The organism is Xenorhabdus sp. XBWT (genome assembly GCF_059072735.1).
This window is the reverse complement of the sequence record NZ_CM180990.1, coordinates 2655046-2672379: the sequence shown is the minus strand read 5'-3', so window position 1 is coordinate 2672379 and position 17334 is coordinate 2655046. Positions and strand designations below refer to the sequence as shown.

Here is a 17334-nt window from a genome sequence, read left to right as displayed (position 1 = left end):
ATTTTCCTGTTAAATTAAAAACGTACTAGCGCTGAGCCCCAGGTAAAGCCACCGCCGAATGCTTCAAGTAAGACAAGTTGACCGCGTTGGATTCTTCCATCACGAACCGCTTCATCAAACGCTGTCGGAACAGATGCTGCCGAGGTGTTGCCATGACGATCCAGCGTCACGACAACTTTATCCATTGTCATATCCAATTTCTTGGCTGTCGCCGCAATAATACGCAAATTCGCCTGATGAGGTACCAGCCAATCTAGCTGGGAATGAGCCAAATTATTAGCTTCCAAAGTTTCATCAACGATATTGGCTAATTCACGCACGGCAACCTTAAAGACTTCATTGCCAGCCATCGTGACATATTCTGGTGTATCAAGCTTTACTCGGCTTTGATGAGGCAGGGATAACAGATCACCATAACGGCCATCGGCATGCAGATGGGTAGACAGGATGCCTGGTTCCTCAGAAGCTCCGACTATCATTGCTCCCGCAGCATCACCAAAGAGAATAATTGTACCGCGATCTTCAGGATCCACAACTCTTGAAATAATGTCAGAACCAATCACCAATGCATGTTTAGCCGCACCAGTTTTAATAAATTTATCTACAACACTTAACGCGTAAGTAAAACCAGCACATGCTGCAGCCACATCAAAAGCTGCAACCCCCGGAATTCCTAATAATTGCTGAATCTGACAAGCTGCGCTTGGAAAAGCGTGAGTTGAACTTGTTGTTGCAACAACAATTAAATCAATTTGAGTTTTATCGATGCCAGCCATCTCAATGGCTTTTTCAGCCGCCTTGAAACCCAAAACTGCAACATTTTCATCTTCAGCAGCAATGCGGCGTTCGCGAATGCCTGTGCGAGTCACAATCCACTCGTCAGACGTATCCACCAATTTTTCCAAATCTGCGTTAGTACGCACCTGTGCAGGCAAGTAACTGCCCGTACCTAAGATTTTTGTATACATTTATGCTTGTTCACTCTTGGGTAATACTGCATCCAGCCGGGCAGCAATTCTGTCAGGAACCTGCTTCTCTACAGCCTGAACAGCTTGATCAATAGCAGCCTTGAACGCATGTTCATTAGCGGCACCATGGCTTTTAATGACGATACCGCGCAGCCCTAATAACGTTGCTCCGTTATACTGGTCAGGGTTTAGATGACCAAACCGCTTCGTTACCTGTTTTAGCAACCATTTCTTGAATATCTTCATCTTGAATATTTTCATTAACCAAGATGATTTTTTCTGCTGACCATCCGGCGATTTTACCAGAGATAGAATGACTCTGATCGCACCTTCCATCGTCTTCAGCGTAACATTACCTGCGAAGCCGTCACATACGAGTACATCTGTTTTTCCCGTCAGTAACTCATTTCCTTCCAAATACCCTATGTAATTGATTAATCCAGTATTTCGTAGGGTCATAGCAGCTTCGCGGATATTATCCAGCCCTTTGGATTCCTCTTCCCCAATATTGAGTAATGCGACACGTGGGTTATCCACACCTACAACATGCTCCGCCATTACGGCACCCATAATCGCAAACTGAACTAACATATCGCTATTACAATTAATATTAGCGCCTAAATCTAATACAACGGTCTTCTGTTGCTTTAGATTGGGTATCACTGTCATCAGCGCAGGCCGCTCAATTCCTTTTATGGATTTTAACATCACTTTGGCTAGCCCCATCAAAGCTCCAGTATTTCCCGCACTGACACACGCCTGTGCTTCACCTGATTTAACCAGGTTTAGAGCAACACGCATTGAGGTACCATGACTGGAACGAATAGCCTGAGAAGGCCTTACGTCGTTGGAAACAACATGTTCCGCAGTGATAATTTGCAGACGGCTGAGCAGCTCAGCATTTTTATTTGCAAGCAATGGAGAGATGGTTTCGGGATTGCCGACCAACAATAGCTTTAATTGCGGATTAGATGCCAGTGCCTGCAATGCAGCAGGCACCGTGACGCGAGGACCAAAGTCCCCGCCCATAGCATCTAACGCTAAGGTTAGATTAGTCAAGATATCAACTTGCTAATAATTAGCTTAAATTACTTGTTGATTACCTTGCGGCCACGGTAGTAGCCATCAGCAGTCACATGGTGACGCAGGTGAGTTTCACCAGAAGTTTTGTCTACACAGACATGGGTTGCAGTCAGTGCGTCATGGGAACGACGCATACCACGTTTAGAACGAGTTGGTTTATTCTGTTGTACGGCCATTGACCTTACTCCTTAAGTACTTTTCTTTAAACTGGCTAATACGGCAAATGGGTTTGGTTTTTCTGCTTCAGGAGGCAGTACACCAAATACCATGTCCGCGTCGGACACTTCACAGTGTTCAGAATCATGTACCGGAACCACTGGCAGAGACAGAATTATTTCATCTTCAATCATTGCCAGCAAATCTATTTCGCCAAATTCATTAACGTAAATTGGCTCATACTCTTCCGGTAATGCCTCAGCCCGTTCATCATTGATGACTGGACTAAAACAATACGTTGTGTGAACATGATGACTGAAATTACTGCCACAACGCTGACAGGCAAGCGTGACATCCACATCAGAATGTCCCTTTACAACTGTCAGACGCTGATTATCAATTTCAAATGATAGTGAGCTATCTACATCACCATCCACACTGACCACGGATTCTGCAATACGAGAAACTTGCTCAGCAGAATAGCTACCATAGTAGTCCAATCTTTTCTGAGCCGCTCGCAGCGCATCAATGGTCAGGGGTAATTTTACCTTCTGCATAAGGCGCGCATATTATCTTTGTAATGAGATATAGTCAAAGAAAAAGGCCACACATCTGCACCTTTCCGCCAAATATTCGCTTATTAAGCGCTGCCTAGTTTAAAATGCCTGCAAATATTTCTCTACGTATTTTATGGAAAAAATGATGCTTCCGATTGTTTTATCGTCAACTTCTGTATATCGACGCCAATTATTGGAAAAAATAGGATTACCTTTTACTTGTGCTTCCCCCGATATTGATGAAAGACCACAAGAGAATGAGAATCCAGAAAAATTGGTAATGCGGTTATCACATGCCAAAGCTACCGCATTGCATAGGGATTACTCCAATCACCTAATTATAGGTTCAGATCAAGTTTGTGTTTTAGATAGCAAAATTACCGGTAAACCACATAGTTTTGAGAATGCTTTTTCACAACTTAAAAAAGCGAGTGGAAAATGTGTCACTTTTTATACTGGAATTACATTATTCAATAGCAAAACTGGAAACATAGATACCCGTTGTGAGCTATTTGATGTCTATTTTAGAGATCTCTCTGAAACAGAAATCATCAGCTACTTAAACAAAGAAAAACCTTTTAATTGTGCGGGTAGTTTTAAAAGTGAAGGATTGGGAATTACGTTATTCAAAAAGCTTAATGGCAGAGACCCAAACACACTAATAGGCTTACCATTAATTACTCTGACAGAAATGTTGATCCGTCAGGGGATAAACCCTCTGACGGTATGTTCTTAATGTTTATTTTGCCGGAGCATTTTTAAACAACTTCGTAACCTATCATCGATTGGGGCTTCGAAACGCAGAGTTTCTCCCGTCGATGGATGGGTGAACTTTAATGAACTGGCATGCAGGAACAATCGGTTAAGATTCGTTTCTGCAAGCTGTGCATCAAATGCCCGATCACCATAGCGATCATCAAAAGCAATAGGATGACCTGCATGTAAGGTGTGCACACGGATCTGATGGGTTCGCCCTGTAACTGGGCTTGCCCGTACCAACGTGGCAAACGCATATCGTTCTTCAACTTTAAAACGCGTTTCTGATGGTTTGCCATCACTGCTGACTTTTACCATCCTTTCCCCGCTTTGCTGGATATTTTTCAATAGGGGAGCTTCTACTACTTTACAATGCGATTGCCATTGTCCGCGCACTAACGCCAGATAGTCTTTTTGCATTTGCTTCAGGCGTAACTGTTCATGCAATGCCCGTAACGCAGAACGCTTTTTCGCAATTAACAGAATACCCGATGTATCACGGTCGAGACGATGAACCAATTCAAGAAAACGTGCTTCAGGACGTAATGCACGTAATCCTTCAATAACACCAAAACTCAGTCCGCTTCCACCGTGTACTGCCGTTCCTGATGGTTTATTAATGACCAGAATATGGTCATCTTCATATAAAATACATTCAGCCAGAGCTGCGACCTTATCCAATTTTGCAGATACAGGAGTTTCCTGTTTTTCTGACACTCTAACCGGTGGAATTCTGACTGTATCACCTGCTGCCAATTTATATTCGGGCTTGACTCTTCCCTTATTAACGCGAACTTCACCTTTGCGCAAGATCCGGTAGATCATGCTTTTAGGTACACCTTTTAAACGAGCCAACAAAAAATTATCAATTCGCTGACCAGCCTCATCGTCATCAATCGTGACAAATTGTACAATTTGATTATTTGTTTTCATGGACGAGATTCTAATTATCCAACAAACAGAGCGCCACACATTTTTAAATATGTCTAAATAACATCCATGCTTTCCTGCTTTATTATTATAAATGCCCTAGGATAAAGACCCAAGATTAACAAGTTATCACTATTTCCTGATAAAAAACCCCTAAAGCGATAAAGTCACCTTGCTATCACCCCAATAGCAATGGAATAATGCTTTCTCGCCACAGTTCACTAAACTATGAATGGCAAGATTGAAATTGTTTGTTATCTGTTTGATCAAACAAAAGTGCAGCAATGGCGTAAGACGCAATGTTTAATCAAACAATTTATGGGCTGCGAGTTGCAGCTTACTGGATTGGGTAAAATCTGTACCGATTTATTACAGAATTCCCCAATAAAGAGTGCTGTATTTAAATGAAATTCAGACTCGCCGACAAAATAGGCGCCTCTATACAAACGATAGCCGTGAGGCTGACGGCTTTGTAAAAGACACGAGGCCATCGGTAACCAGTAGCTCATCTCTTTTTTACTCGTAGCTCTATACCAATGTAAAAAATAATGAGTAAGTTAGAATGAAAAGAATGCTAATCAACGCAACTCAACAGGAAGAGTTGCGTGTCGCCCTTGTTGATGGGCAACGTCTTTATGATTTGGATATTGAAAGCCCAGGACACGAGCAGAAAAAGGCAAATATATATAAAGGTAAAATTACACGGGTTGAACCTAGCCTGGAAGCTGCTTTTGTTGATTATGGTGCAGAACGGCATGGTTTCCTGCCCATTAAAGAAATTGCTCGCGAATACTTCCCAAGTAATTATCATCCTCATGGCCGCCCTAACATCAAGGATATCCTTAAAGAAGGCCAAGAAGTCATCGTTCAGGTTGATAAAGAAGAACGAGGCAATAAAGGTGCGGCTTTAACAACCTTTATTAGTCTGGCTGGCAGCTATCTGGTTCTGATGCCAAATAACCCAAGAGCAGGTGGTATTTCTCGTCGCATTGAAGGTGATGAGCGCATCGAATTAAAAGAAGCGCTCTCCTCTCTTGAAGTCCCTGAAGGCATGGGACTTATCGTTCGTACGGCAGGTGTAGGCAAGTCGGCAGAAGCTTTGCAGGGGGATTTAAATTTCCGTCTGAGGCATTGGGAAGCAATCAAGAAAGCTGCAGACAGTCACCCAGCACCATTCCTGATTCATCAGGAAAGTAATGTTATCGTGCGCGCTTTCCGTGATTACCTGCGCCCTGACATTGGGGAAATCTTGATTGACAACCCGAAAATTCTTGATTTAGCACGCCAGCACATTACTGCGCTGGGGCGCCCTGATTTTGCCAGTAAAATCAAACTGTACAGCGGCGAAGTCCCCCTATTCAGCCATTATCAAATAGAATCACAGATTGAATCAGCTTTCCAACGTGAAGTTAGATTACCTTCTGGTGGTTCAGTGGTTATTGATACCACTGAAGCCTTAACTGCGATCGATATCAACTCATCCCGTTCAACCCGTGGTGGTGATATTGAGGAAACAGCCTTTAATACAAATTTAGAAGCTGCTGATGAAATTGCGCGCCAATTGCGTCTGCGTGACCTTGGTGGTCTTATTGTCATCGATTTTATTGATATGACACCGGTACGCCATCAGCGCGAAGTTGAAAACCGCTTGCGTGATTCCGTGCGCCAAGATCGTGCCCGTATTCAAATCGGTCGTATCTCTCGTTTTGGTTTGCTGGAGATGTCACGTCAGCGTTTAAGTCCGTCTCTGGGTGAATCCAGTCATCATGTCTGTCCTCGTTGCAGTGGTACAGGGACTATCCGTGATAATGAATCACTTTCTTTATCAATTCTGCGCCTTATCGAAGAAGAAGCACTGAAAGAAAACACATATCAAGTTCATGCCATTGTACCTGTACAGATTGCTTCTTATCTCCTGAACGAAAAACGTAAGGCCGTTAGTGCCATTGAACACCGCCAAGGCGGTGTGGGTGTTGTTATCGTTCCAAATGATCAAATGCAGACCCCTCATTTCTCTGTTTTACGCGTACGTAAAGGTGAAGAAATTTCTGCTTTGAGTTATCTGCTTCCACAATTACATGAAGCAGAAATGGCAAATGTTCAGGATGACAGCCAGCATGAGCGCAAACGTCCAGAACAACCAGCTATTTCCACTTTTGATCTCCCTGCTGAATCTTCTGTGTCAGCAAAAGAGAAAGAGAAAAAAGTAGTAGTCAATAATCAAAAACAAACTGTAAAACCTGGGATGTTCAGCCGTTTCTTCAGTGCCCTGAAAAAAATGTTCAGTGGCGAAGAAGAAAAACAAACACAAGAAAAGAACAAAAAATCGTCTGGCAATGATAATCGCCGTTCATCAGAACGCCGCAACCCACGTCGCCAAAATCAGCGCCGTGAACGCAGCGAAAATGAAATTCGCAATAACCGTGAACGTGATGAACAACGTAAGGGGCGTAACGCTCAGCAGAAAAGTAATACTAATGTCCAAGACAATATTGCGATAGATAATGAAGCTCGTGAAGCGCAGCAACAGCAACGTCGCGAACAAAGGGCCGAGCGCCAGCGTCGCCGTCAGGAAGAAAAGCGCCAGCAACAACTGGAAGTTAAAGCTCAGCAGACTGCGAATAAACCAGATCTTATCGAGGAAGAAGCTGAAGAGCGTCAACCTGTCATGCCTCGTCGTCAACGTCGCCAGCTTGGGCAAAAAGTTCGCATAACTGATGAAGTGAAAAAAGAAGCTAGTATTACAGCCTTGCCAGTGGTGGTGCCTGATACTGTGCCAACCAATGTAGAAGAAGAGAAAAAAATCTCCGTACCTGCCATTATTGACACAAATGTTGAAACAGCCAGCCAACAAGAAATGCCGCAGCATGCTGTTGCACAATGTGTTGTTGCACAAAGTGTTGCTGTACAAAGTGCTGTTTCACAGAACATACAAAACACTGAGCAGCAAGATGGTACAATGCCACGCCGCTCTCGTCGTTCACCACGTCATTTACGTGTCAGTGGTCAGCGTCGTCGTCGTTATCGTGATGAGCGTAATCTCACTCAATCACCAGTACCGCTGACAATGGCAGTAGTCTCGCCGGAGTTGGCATCAGGAAAAGTCTGGGTTAGTTATCCTGTTACACCACCGACAACAATTGAACTTGAAATTCCGGCTGTTGTTGATACCGTTGAAGAGACAGCCCCAACACTGAAAAAAGATGTGATTTTGATACCAACAACGACTGAATCTGCACCTACCTTATCGGTGAAAGAGATTGAAATTGCAGAACAACAAAATATTACCATCCATAACGATACTAAATCCGCTGATAATGCTATATCTGCTACCGATGACTCTTCCATTACGGCACCTATAGAGCGAGAAAATGTAGAAGTGGAATCTGCTATCAATCATGATGAAAAACATCAGTCAGAAGTTTTAAATGACAATTTGGATGATAAAGTACTACATGAAGCAGTATCACATGATTCTGAAGAAACACGTCACGCGGCAGAACCTATCATTGTGGCACCTATCGTTGAACAGGAACATCATGAAGAACAACCAACTGTCGCAGCGGAAACATGCACTAAGGCAGAGGAAGTTAAAACGGAAGAGACAAAAGTTACTGAGTCTTCGATTGTTGTGGAAAAAAATCACCACGCTTATTCCCCAATGACAAAAGCACCAGCACCAGATATGGTAACAAAATCTGTCGTTATCACTGAATGGCAGCGTCCTACTCCCCCATTCAAAGGAAAAGGTGGTGCAGGTGGACACTCTGCAACGAGTATCGCAACCTCAGCTATGTCTAAACCACAATTATTTGAATAATCAAATGCTGTGATTTCTTGCAAAACCCGAAGGCTCCTTCTCATTAGGAGCCTTTTTTTATCCGGCATACCATAAAAACAAATCAATTTCATTTTTTCACTCAGTTATTTCAATAAACCTGGATAGTTATCATTTAATGGAGAATATCCTGCCTATGAAACCTTGGCTAATTTCTGGTGCTGGAAAAAGCTTTGGATGTCATTTAGTCACTATTGGATTGAATCAAAACCGTTCTATCACAACATTAATTCGTAATGAAAACAGGCTGAAGAGTTGAGTATGCTGGGCGTTAACGTAATACTTGGCGATGCTTGTGATAAAAAAGTATAGAAACAGTGATTGCAAAGACGGGAAAAAATCCGGTCTTTTTCTCAACCATTGGCGGAGGAGAGGCTGATCACTACAGAAACTTTGCCATCATAGAAGCATTAGAAAAAGCTCAAATTTCACAGATGTTATTGGTGACATCCATCGTGTGTGGAGAAAGTTGGAAAACACTGTCACCGCAAGCTAAATCATTTTTTGGACAGTCAGACACAAATCACTGGCAGAAAGTTACCTACAAACCAGCTCATTGGAACTGATTCTGCGGTAAACAAAAAGTTAACCACACACAATGGTATGGTTAACTGTCAGTTCAAACCTGAACCCTCAAAAAATTATTTAATTCCACCATCCATCGCTTTCAGTTTTTTAGATAATTCACGACGTTCTTTAGATAGCTCAGCATTTTTGATGATATATTCATCAACACGTTCTTCATAATCACTGCGCATATGAGCAATAATTCCTTGAATATCATCAACCGACATTCCCGGCTTAATGTAATCACTCAAATTGTCGAGCAGTAATACACGTTTTTGGTTATCCCGGATCTTTTTCTCGTTGTCTACGATTTCACGCTGTAATTTGTTTTTACGACGAAATATACGCACAAACTCCAGTACATTGTGGAATGTTGGTTTATTTGTGTTGTCCATTTTTTACACCTTTTTAATCAGACTGATAATTTCTTATGCTAACTACACAATACAATTTCAAGCAACACATAGACAAGTTAGTTTCGATAATTTTTAATAAATAGCTGGGATCGTCTATACTAATCCTGCACTGTTTACCATCCTGTCTATAACGATGTAATAACTCCCTTGGGGGAACTCTCGGCGCTAAGAACATCAATGTCTGTTATTTCAGATTTTTCCTGATATGGTTTACCATGTATGAAGCGTAATAGCGTAATTTTGTGTCACTGAGAGCTATATTGTTTTGTACTCACAATAAATATTAATTTGTACTCATTCTGTACTTAATACCTCATGGACAAAACTGGACAGTAAAGAACACAAATAAACATTTAAAGCAAAAATCAGCCAAACTCAGCCTTTAAATGGAACAAAATCATAAATATAATCACTAATAACTTACGGAAAAAAACTTTGTCTACCGATAACAAACAATCATCCTTCTACTTTCATGATTATGAAACTTTTGGTAAGCACCCAGCTTTAGATCGCCCTGCCCAGTTTGCAGGAGTTCGCACCGATAGCGATTTCAATATCATTGAAGAACCTTTAGTGGTGTATTGCACTCCTGCTGACGATTACCTTCCAGAACCTGAAGCTGTTATGATCACGGGAATCACACCACAATTGGCCTTAAAAAAAGGGGTCAATGAAGCTGAATTTGCTCGCCAAATCCATAAAGCATTCAGTAAACCCAACACATGTATTCTTGGATATAATAATATTCGTTTCGATGACGAAGTCAGCCGTAACATTTTTTATCGTAATTTTTACGATCCTTACGCCTACAGTTGGCAAAAAGGTAATTCCCGCTGGGATTTGCTTGATGTATTACGTGCCTGCTATGCCTTACGCCCAGAAGGCATTATTTGGCCAGAAAATGATGATGGATTACCTAGCTTCAAACTAGAACATCTGACTAAGGCCAATGGTATTGAACACACCCATGCCCATGATGCTATGTCTGATGTTTATGCCACTATAGCAATGGCAAAATTGGTGAAAAAAGCCCAACCCCGCTTGTTTGATTACTTTTTCCAATTAAGAAATAAGCAGAAAATCAGTCATCAGATAGACATCCCACAAATGAAACCGCTGGTTCACGTATCTGGTATGTTCGGAACTCTGCGCAGTAATATCAGCCTTATTGCACCCTTGGCATGGCATTCGACAAACCGAAATGCTGTCATCATGTGTGATTTGGCAGGAGATATCTCTCCACTGCTGGAACTTACTGTGGATGAATTACGTGAACGCCTGTATACCCGACGAGATAAATTGCAGCCAGATCAAAGTCCGGTGCCGATTAAATTAGTACATATCAATAAATGTCCAATCATTGCACCAGAAAATACATTACGGCCAGAAGATGCAGAGAGAGTCGGATTGGATCTCAAACAATGTGAACATAATCTGGCTATTTTGCGCAATAATCCGCAAATCAGGGAAAAAATCGTTGAGTTATTTTCTAATTCCGAAGAGTTTCCAGAATCTGATAACGTTGATGCCAAACTGTATAGCGGCTTTTTCAGCGACGCCGATAAAACCGCCATGGAGATTATTCGAGAAACAGCACCCCAGAACTTGCCTGCCTTGGATTTAACATTTCAGGATGCACGCATTAAAGCTCTACTATTCCGCTATCGTGCCAGAAACTATGCTGGAACACTGAATTATGACGAACAACAACGTTGGTTGCGCCATCGTCAGGATATTTTAACTCAGGAGCGTATCAGTCAATATCTTGCGACTATTGAAAATCTTTTTGTTGAATATCAGTCTGATGAAGAAAAGTGTCGCCAATTAAAAGCATTAATTGAATATGCAATTCAACTAGCCGGATAAACTTTACGTATAATATCCGCCATGTTAAAAAAGAAAGGACAAACACCCATGTTTTGTCTTTTCCTTTTTTATCTTGCCATGAAAACAGACTCATCATACTAATGGCCTGTATCTTGACAACCACATTTCCTGCCCCAGTTTTTCAGTTTGGAAGTTTTACCTATTCCCGGATTTAAGGTATTAGTAGGATCTGTCATTTGGTAAAATTGCTTAAGCTGTGGTTTAGCTTGATATAAATGACCAACGTTATGTTCTGCCGGATATTCCGCCCCTCGCTGGTTCAAAATTTCCAGCATTTTTGCTTTCAGTAAATGAATGTCTGTGCCTTTTTTGACAATATAGTCCTGATGGAATACATGACACATAAAATGCCCGTAATATAAACGGTGTACCAGTGTTTCATTAATTTCCGTAGGCAAGGATTCAAACCATTCACGGTCATTGCGTCGTAAAGCAATATCCAGTGCCAGAATATCTTCTACTTCATTACTATGAACCGCCTGATAACGAATCGCTGCCCCTGCTGCTGCAAAACGGTGCAAGAATGCCTTTGCCCCCTCTTCTGGCGTACAAACAAAATATTCTCCATCTGCTTGTTTAAAATAACTAGCCAGCCACTTACTCGCCTCATTTATGCCTTCACCGGACATTTTCAACATTAAGTGATGTTCGAAACGATTTCGATACTCTTTCATATGAGGAGGTAAATGGGAGGGTAATAGACGACTTAAACCTTGCATAACACAGTCTGTCAGATGCGATGGCAAAAATGGCACTTTGCTAAAAATGGCATCCATCCGCCCTTTCAGATTGAAAAACATCGGCATTTTATCCGTACCCAGTTTATCAATCATAACAAAAGTATCTTTTCCATATATTTCAGCGATATCAAAAATATCCCGATGCATATATTCACCCGCAACAGGCAATTGCTGGAAAGTAGACAGAATGTGGCGACGTAAATTTGTCAGTACGTGGGGTTGGTTAGTGCCAATATAAAAAACCTGCGAAGAAAGTTCTGCCGGAAAAGTATCAAGGCGGACTGCAAAAACGACCAATTTTCCTGCACAGCCAGAGGCTTCAAACAACCTGCGTTCATCAGCATTAAACCGTGATGGAGTACCTGCATCAACATCCCGGATGCGCTGTGAATACTCATGATCAGAAGCAACTCTCTCTCCATGTTGAATATCTTCAGCACGATAACGCTGTTCTTCCAAACAGACCAGAATATCTTCGGGGGTTTCACCCAACAAGATCCCCAAATGGTTAATAAGTTCAGCTTCACCTTTTTCATTAACTCGGCCATATAGTGCCATTTCACTATAAGCCGGCCCCCGCTGAACTAAAGAACCACCGGAATTATTGCAGATCCCGCCAATAACAGATGCACCAATACAGGATGAACCAATGACTGAATGAGGTTCACGTCCCAGTGGCTTCAAGGTTTTTTCCAATTTCCATAATGTACTGCCGGGAAATGCAATAACCTGATTGGTTGATTGAAGAAATTGAATTTTATCCATTCGTAAGGTACTGATAATGACAATATCACGGTCATAGTCATTCCCATTCGGGGTAGAACCTTCCGTTAGTCCAGTATTGGCGGCCTGCATCAAAATAATTTTGCCGGCATCAACACAGGCCTTGAACACTTTCCACTGTTCCAGTAATGAACCCGGAAATACAACAGCAAGGGCATCTCCTTGCCCAGAACGAAAACCTTTGCGATGACGTTCTGTTTTTTTGGGTTCGGTGAGAATATGAGAAGACCCAACGATATTCGTGAGAATAGCAATGAATTGCTGATTTTGAGGGTTTTTAGCATCATTCATAATAATTTTCTTACCTTATGAGAGCCAAGCAAACGTGCTCTTAATGAAATCAGGTATAGCAAAATGACTGTTTATTATATGATGCTTTTTAATGATTTTTGTATGATTTCTACACTTTTTTCACTTCAAGTAAAAACCTTTCCATCAAAGGGATATACATAAAAACAGCACCCGAAGGTGCTGTTTCGAAAAAAGTATCAGTGCATTTTTTATTTTCACATGGCGGATTTATTAGCCACAACGTGAAATTTATCTTTTATTATGACTCACTGAACTGTGGCATTGGTTGACGGAAGCTACGAGTCAGGAAAAACATGTAAATAAGACCAATTCCTCCCCAAAATAGACCTAATTCCATGGATTCTGCTTCCAAATTAATCCACAATACACCTACTGTCGCCGCTCCAAGAAGTGGCAGGAGCAAGAAATTCAAAGTGTCTTTCAGTGTAGTGTTGCGACGTTCACGAATATAGAATTGCGAGATTACCGACAAGTTAACGAAAGTAAACGCAACTAACGCACCAAAATTGATCAATGCGGTTGCTGTCACCAGGTTCAACCAACCCGCCAAAAGAACAATAATCCCAACTAATATGACGTTGATTGCCGGAGTACGCCATTTTGGGTGAACATAAGCAAATACTTTCTCAGGTAGTACGCCATCGCGCCCCATCACATAAAGCAGACGGGATACCCCTGCATGTGCTGCCATACCGGAAGCCATTACCGTGACACTAGAAAATATGAGAATAACATACTGGAATAACGCGCCAGCAACATACAACATAATTTCTGGCTGAGAAGCATCCGGGTTTTTAAACCGAGAAATATCTGGGAAATAGAGTTGTAAAAAATAAGATACTGCAATGAAGATAACACCACCAATTAATGCAGTCAGAAAAATCGCTTTAGGGACAACCTTACCTGCATTTGGTGTTTCTTCAGCCAGAGAGCTAATGCCATCAAACCCAAGAAATGAGAAGCAAAGTATCGTAGCGCCAGTAATCATAGGAATTAATTGCGCTTCTTCCGAGGTAAATGGCTGAATACTCAGTAATGTTCCTGCACCTTCTCCATTATAGACACCATGGATCATCAGTCCAACGAGTATCACCATCACAGCAATCTGAACAATCACAACAATGCTATTGATATTTGCAACAACATTGATGCCACACAAATTGATGACTGTCGTAATTACAGCCAACATGGCCACAAAGATCCAGGGATCAATATCAGGGAACAGGGCCTGTAGATAAATCTTTGCCAATAAAACATTGATCATCGGCATCAACATATAGTCCAGTAGAGACGACCAGCCGACCATAAATCCAAGGTGGGGATTCATTGATTTTTGTACGTAGGTATAGGCAGAACCCGCCGATGGAAATCGTTTTATCAGTTTTCCGTAGCTCAAAGCCGTAAATAAAATTGCGGTCAGTGCAATAGCATAAGAGGTCGCAACATGTCCACCGGTCAAACCAGAGACAATACCAAACGTATCAAAAATAGTCATTGGCTGCATGTAGGCAAGCCCCATCATGACTACTTGAAATAGAGTCAGTGTTCTTCTCAGTTGAACACGCTTGTCAGCAGTGGCTTGATTAATACCAAGTGTGGTTGTAGTAGTAGTATTATGCGACATGAGCAAAATCTCCCGTAACTTCGATCTGAGTACTGATACAACTACTTAATCGATAGTTACTGGGCAGACTTCGCATCTGTCTATAGACAGAAAAGAAAGAAAACTTAGAGGATAGTGAATTGACAGAGGACCATGCCCCATAGTCATCATTGCAGCAACGAGCGCCAATTGGCACAAGTGCAAAAGAGAATAATTGCTCCATATTTGCATTCCTCAGTACAGCAACCCCGTCTCAATTATGGTTGCTTATGGTCAGTATCGATCCGGAACAAAATCCGGCCTCTTGGTGTTGTAAAAAATAACTCAACGCAAAAAAATAACTGGTGCATATTTACGCACCAGTTATTTTTAGTGCACGCATTTTGCCTTTCAAGTTTTGAAATAGCAAGTGCTATAACATCAAAAAATTTATTATTTTTTACGGCACTATAAAGCCTTATAAAATGGGCTTTCTTACTGAGTCAGTACTGAAACCTGACGCCCTCATATCCATTGATTGGCCTGTATAAATTTTTAGCAGAGAGGGAAACTATTTGCCATTTAATTATGATCACTTTAGTATCAAAAAAACCATCTCTTCATCATAAAATGGGTAGAGAGATGGTTTTATATTATATTTAAATGTTAAAGATAATCGTTAATATTAATAAGAAAGCGAAATATTAATTAAAAATCATAATTAAGGCCGATATTGTAACGGCGACCATCGAGAACTGCGTCATGAGACTCCTCAGTTACTCGTTTGTCAAAAATGTTATAAATACCACCTAATAGACGTAAATCTTTAGTCAAATTATAACTCATTCCTAGATCGACAAAAGTATAAGAAGGCGTTCCGTCTCTCATACTGGTGCGATACTGATAATTTTTTGTTTTACCACGGAAGTTGATACGAGCCCATGTATCCAACTCAGATAACGCCTGCCAGTTTAAAGTCGCATTTACCATATGTGTTGGCATTTTATTCAATGGTTGGCCTTTAAATTTACCACTTTTTTGTTCAGAATCGGTATAAGTATAGTTTGCTGCCAATGATAAACTTTCAACAACATTCCAATTCATGGTGGTTTCGATACCTCGAATATTAGCTTTATCAACATTCATTCGCTTGCTGATAAAGTCATAAGTTTTACCACCGAGTGAGCAATTTTTGTCACAATCTCTAAATTCTGTGATTTTATCTTTAAAATTAGTATTAAAAATAGTTACACCGATATTCAAGTTCTCTTGATTATTCCAGATAATACTAATTTCTTCGTTAATACTTTTCTCTGGCTTAAGATCTGGACTTCCTAAAATCATACCACTACTGAACCGTCCACCTGTTGCTTGTCCCCAATTAGGAGACGCTTGTCTTATATCAGGAGAACGATAACCAGTAGAAACACCACCCTTAACAGTCCATTGTTCATCCGCATGCCAAACCCCATATAAACGAGGTGTCCAATGTATTCCAAAATTTTGATCTTTATCTAACCGAACTCCACTGGTCAGGGCAAAATCATTAGTCAGTTGCCATTCATCTTCCATAACCAATGCCCAACTCCAGCGAGTTAATTTATTAACATCTTTAGCTGAAGGTAGTTTATTGCCATTATCTCGTAAATCTTCATAACGATATTGACCACCGAAACTTACGGTATGGTCATCAAATACAAGCGTTGTATGATTATTAAATACCGTATCATTGTTTGTCATTTCACGTTCTGGGTTACGAGCTTCATCTCTTTGAATATATGAAGTCATCGTGCCAAAATCATAGACACCTTGATGCGTAATAGCATAATTATTACGTTTATAACGACTTATATCATCTTTACAAGATTTTGGCTGACAATCTCGACTCTTACCGATAGTTGAGTCACGATCTTGCTCATAGCGACCGGCTTCGAAAATAAAAGCATTTTTCTCATCTGGAGTTAAAGAAAGAGCCATCGCACCATTGCGCATTTCCTGTTTTCTAAATCCACCAAAGAATTTATCCTCATTACGATGCGAATATAGGCCATTTACCCTCAATCCCAATAATCCATCAATTATCGGCCCTGCCGCATAAATACTGTTCTGGTGGCTATTACCAGACTTTTTACTTTCAATCAGAGTAGCATCTGCACTCACGCTTACATGCCAGTTTTTCTGAGCCTTACGGGTAATGACATTAATCACGCCGCCCATAGCATCGGAGCCATATAGAGAAGACATTGGCCCCCTTACTACTTCAATACGCTCAATTGCAGCCAACGGCGGTAACCACCCTTGCTCAATTCCTGAACCATCACTATTCGGGCGAGTGTTACGCGTATCAATACGTCTGCCATCAACTAGAATCATGGTATATTTTGAAGACATCCCACGAATACTGATATCGCTGCTACTACCACCACCCGTAACGACCACGCCCGGCACATCTTTCAAGGCATCAGTGACATCACGGTAAGCTTTAGTTTCTAACTGTTCACGGCTGATAACCGAAATAGACGCAGGCGCGTCTTCAATCTTTTGCTGAAAGCCCGCGGCGGTAGTCACGATAATTTTATCTTCGCCATTATTGGCAGCGTTAGCAGACAAAACAGCACTGGCTGAAACAGCAGCAATAATACCTAATACAATTTTTTTCTTTGCAAAAACAACCATTCCCGATTCTCCAAAAAATAAAATCACTTAAATTAATATGGATAATCGACATATGCTCATAATGCAGGGATAATGATTTATCC

13 protein-coding genes are annotated in these 17334 nt (G+C 41.3%); 4 read left to right on the top strand and 9 right to left on the bottom strand.

Translation table 11 applies throughout. From position 1 onward, the window contains the following. Positions 1-14: 14 nt before the first annotated feature. The 4 genes from AC5JQI_RS11605 to yceD are packed head-to-tail and all read right to left on the bottom strand — an operon-like array spanning position 15 to position 2764. The gene (locus AC5JQI_RS11605) at positions 15-968 is read right to left on the bottom strand and encodes a beta-ketoacyl-ACP synthase III (RefSeq protein ID WP_323854098.1); all 954 of its coding nucleotides are present in this window, start codon (positions 966-968) and stop codon (positions 15-17) included. After that, a complete protein-coding gene (gene plsX / locus AC5JQI_RS11600; RefSeq protein ID WP_237385182.1) occupies positions 969-2027 on the bottom strand; it encodes a phosphate acyltransferase PlsX in 1059 nt (352 codons plus the stop codon). Positions 2028-2056: 29 nt separating this feature from the next. Next, a complete protein-coding gene (gene rpmF, locus AC5JQI_RS11595; protein WP_493912270.1) occupies positions 2057-2227 on the bottom strand; it encodes a 50S ribosomal protein L32 in 171 nt (56 codons plus the stop codon). 12 nt (positions 2228-2239) lie between these two features. Next, entirely contained in the window at positions 2240-2764 is a 525-nt protein-coding gene (gene yceD / locus AC5JQI_RS11590; protein ID WP_237385183.1) for a 23S rRNA accumulation protein YceD, read from the bottom strand. A gap of 145 nt (positions 2765-2909) precedes the next feature. Between yceD and AC5JQI_RS11585 the strand changes: the two genes are divergently transcribed. Continuing rightward, a complete protein-coding gene (locus tag AC5JQI_RS11585) occupies positions 2910-3500 on the top strand; it encodes a Maf family protein (protein ID WP_323854141.1) in 591 nt (196 codons plus the stop codon). Here AC5JQI_RS11585 and rluC read toward each other — a convergent pair. Further along, positions 3497-4453 carry a 23S rRNA pseudouridine(955/2504/2580) synthase RluC gene (gene rluC, locus AC5JQI_RS11580; RefSeq protein ID WP_493912269.1) on the bottom strand — a complete coding sequence of 319 codons (957 nt, stop codon included), beginning with the start codon at positions 4451-4453 and terminating at the stop codon, positions 3497-3499. The two genes, AC5JQI_RS11585 and rluC, sit on opposite strands and share 4 nt — an antisense overlap. A gap of 559 nt (positions 4454-5012) precedes the next feature. On the opposite strand from rluC, the gene rne reads away from it, so the two are divergent. Together rne and AC5JQI_RS11570 are read left to right on the top strand one after the other, a co-directional pair. Further along, positions 5013-8270, top strand: coding sequence for a ribonuclease E (gene rne / locus AC5JQI_RS11575; RefSeq protein ID WP_493912268.1), 3258 nt, complete (start codon positions 5013-5015; stop codon positions 8268-8270). Positions 8271-8605: 335 nt separating this feature from the next. Next, positions 8606-8854 carry a hypothetical protein gene (locus AC5JQI_RS11570; RefSeq protein ID WP_493912267.1) on the top strand — a complete coding sequence of 83 codons (249 nt, stop codon included), beginning with the start codon at positions 8606-8608 and terminating at the stop codon, positions 8852-8854. Between the two features lie 75 nt (positions 8855-8929). Here the strand turns inward: AC5JQI_RS11570 and tmaR are convergent, their stop codons facing one another. Beyond that, a complete protein-coding gene (tmaR, locus tag AC5JQI_RS11565) occupies positions 8930-9250 on the bottom strand; it encodes a PTS system regulator TmaR (RefSeq protein WP_323854102.1) in 321 nt (106 codons plus the stop codon). 456 nt (positions 9251-9706) lie between these two features. On the opposite strand from tmaR, the gene sbcB reads away from it, so the two are divergent. After that, on the top strand, positions 9707-11137 hold the full coding sequence (gene sbcB, locus AC5JQI_RS11560; protein WP_493912266.1) for an exodeoxyribonuclease I: 1431 nt from the start codon (positions 9707-9709) through the stop codon (positions 11135-11137). A 98-nt stretch (positions 11138-11235) separates the two neighbouring features. Here the strand turns inward: sbcB and dld are convergent, their stop codons facing one another. The 3 genes from dld to AC5JQI_RS11545 all read right to left on the bottom strand — a co-directional run bounded on the left by dld (position 11236) and on the right by AC5JQI_RS11545 (position 17251). Beyond that, the gene (gene dld, locus AC5JQI_RS11555; protein WP_493912265.1) at positions 11236-12972 is read right to left on the bottom strand and encodes a D-lactate dehydrogenase; all 1737 of its coding nucleotides are present in this window, start codon (positions 12970-12972) and stop codon (positions 11236-11238) included. Between the two features lie 259 nt (positions 12973-13231). Beyond that, entirely contained in the window at positions 13232-14617 is a 1386-nt protein-coding gene (locus AC5JQI_RS11550; protein ID WP_493912264.1) for an APC family permease, read from the bottom strand. A 666-nt stretch (positions 14618-15283) separates the two neighbouring features. After that, the gene (locus AC5JQI_RS11545) at positions 15284-17251 is read right to left on the bottom strand and encodes a ligand-gated channel protein (RefSeq protein ID WP_493912263.1); all 1968 of its coding nucleotides are present in this window, start codon (positions 17249-17251) and stop codon (positions 15284-15286) included. Between the last annotated feature and the right edge of the window lie 83 nt (positions 17252-17334).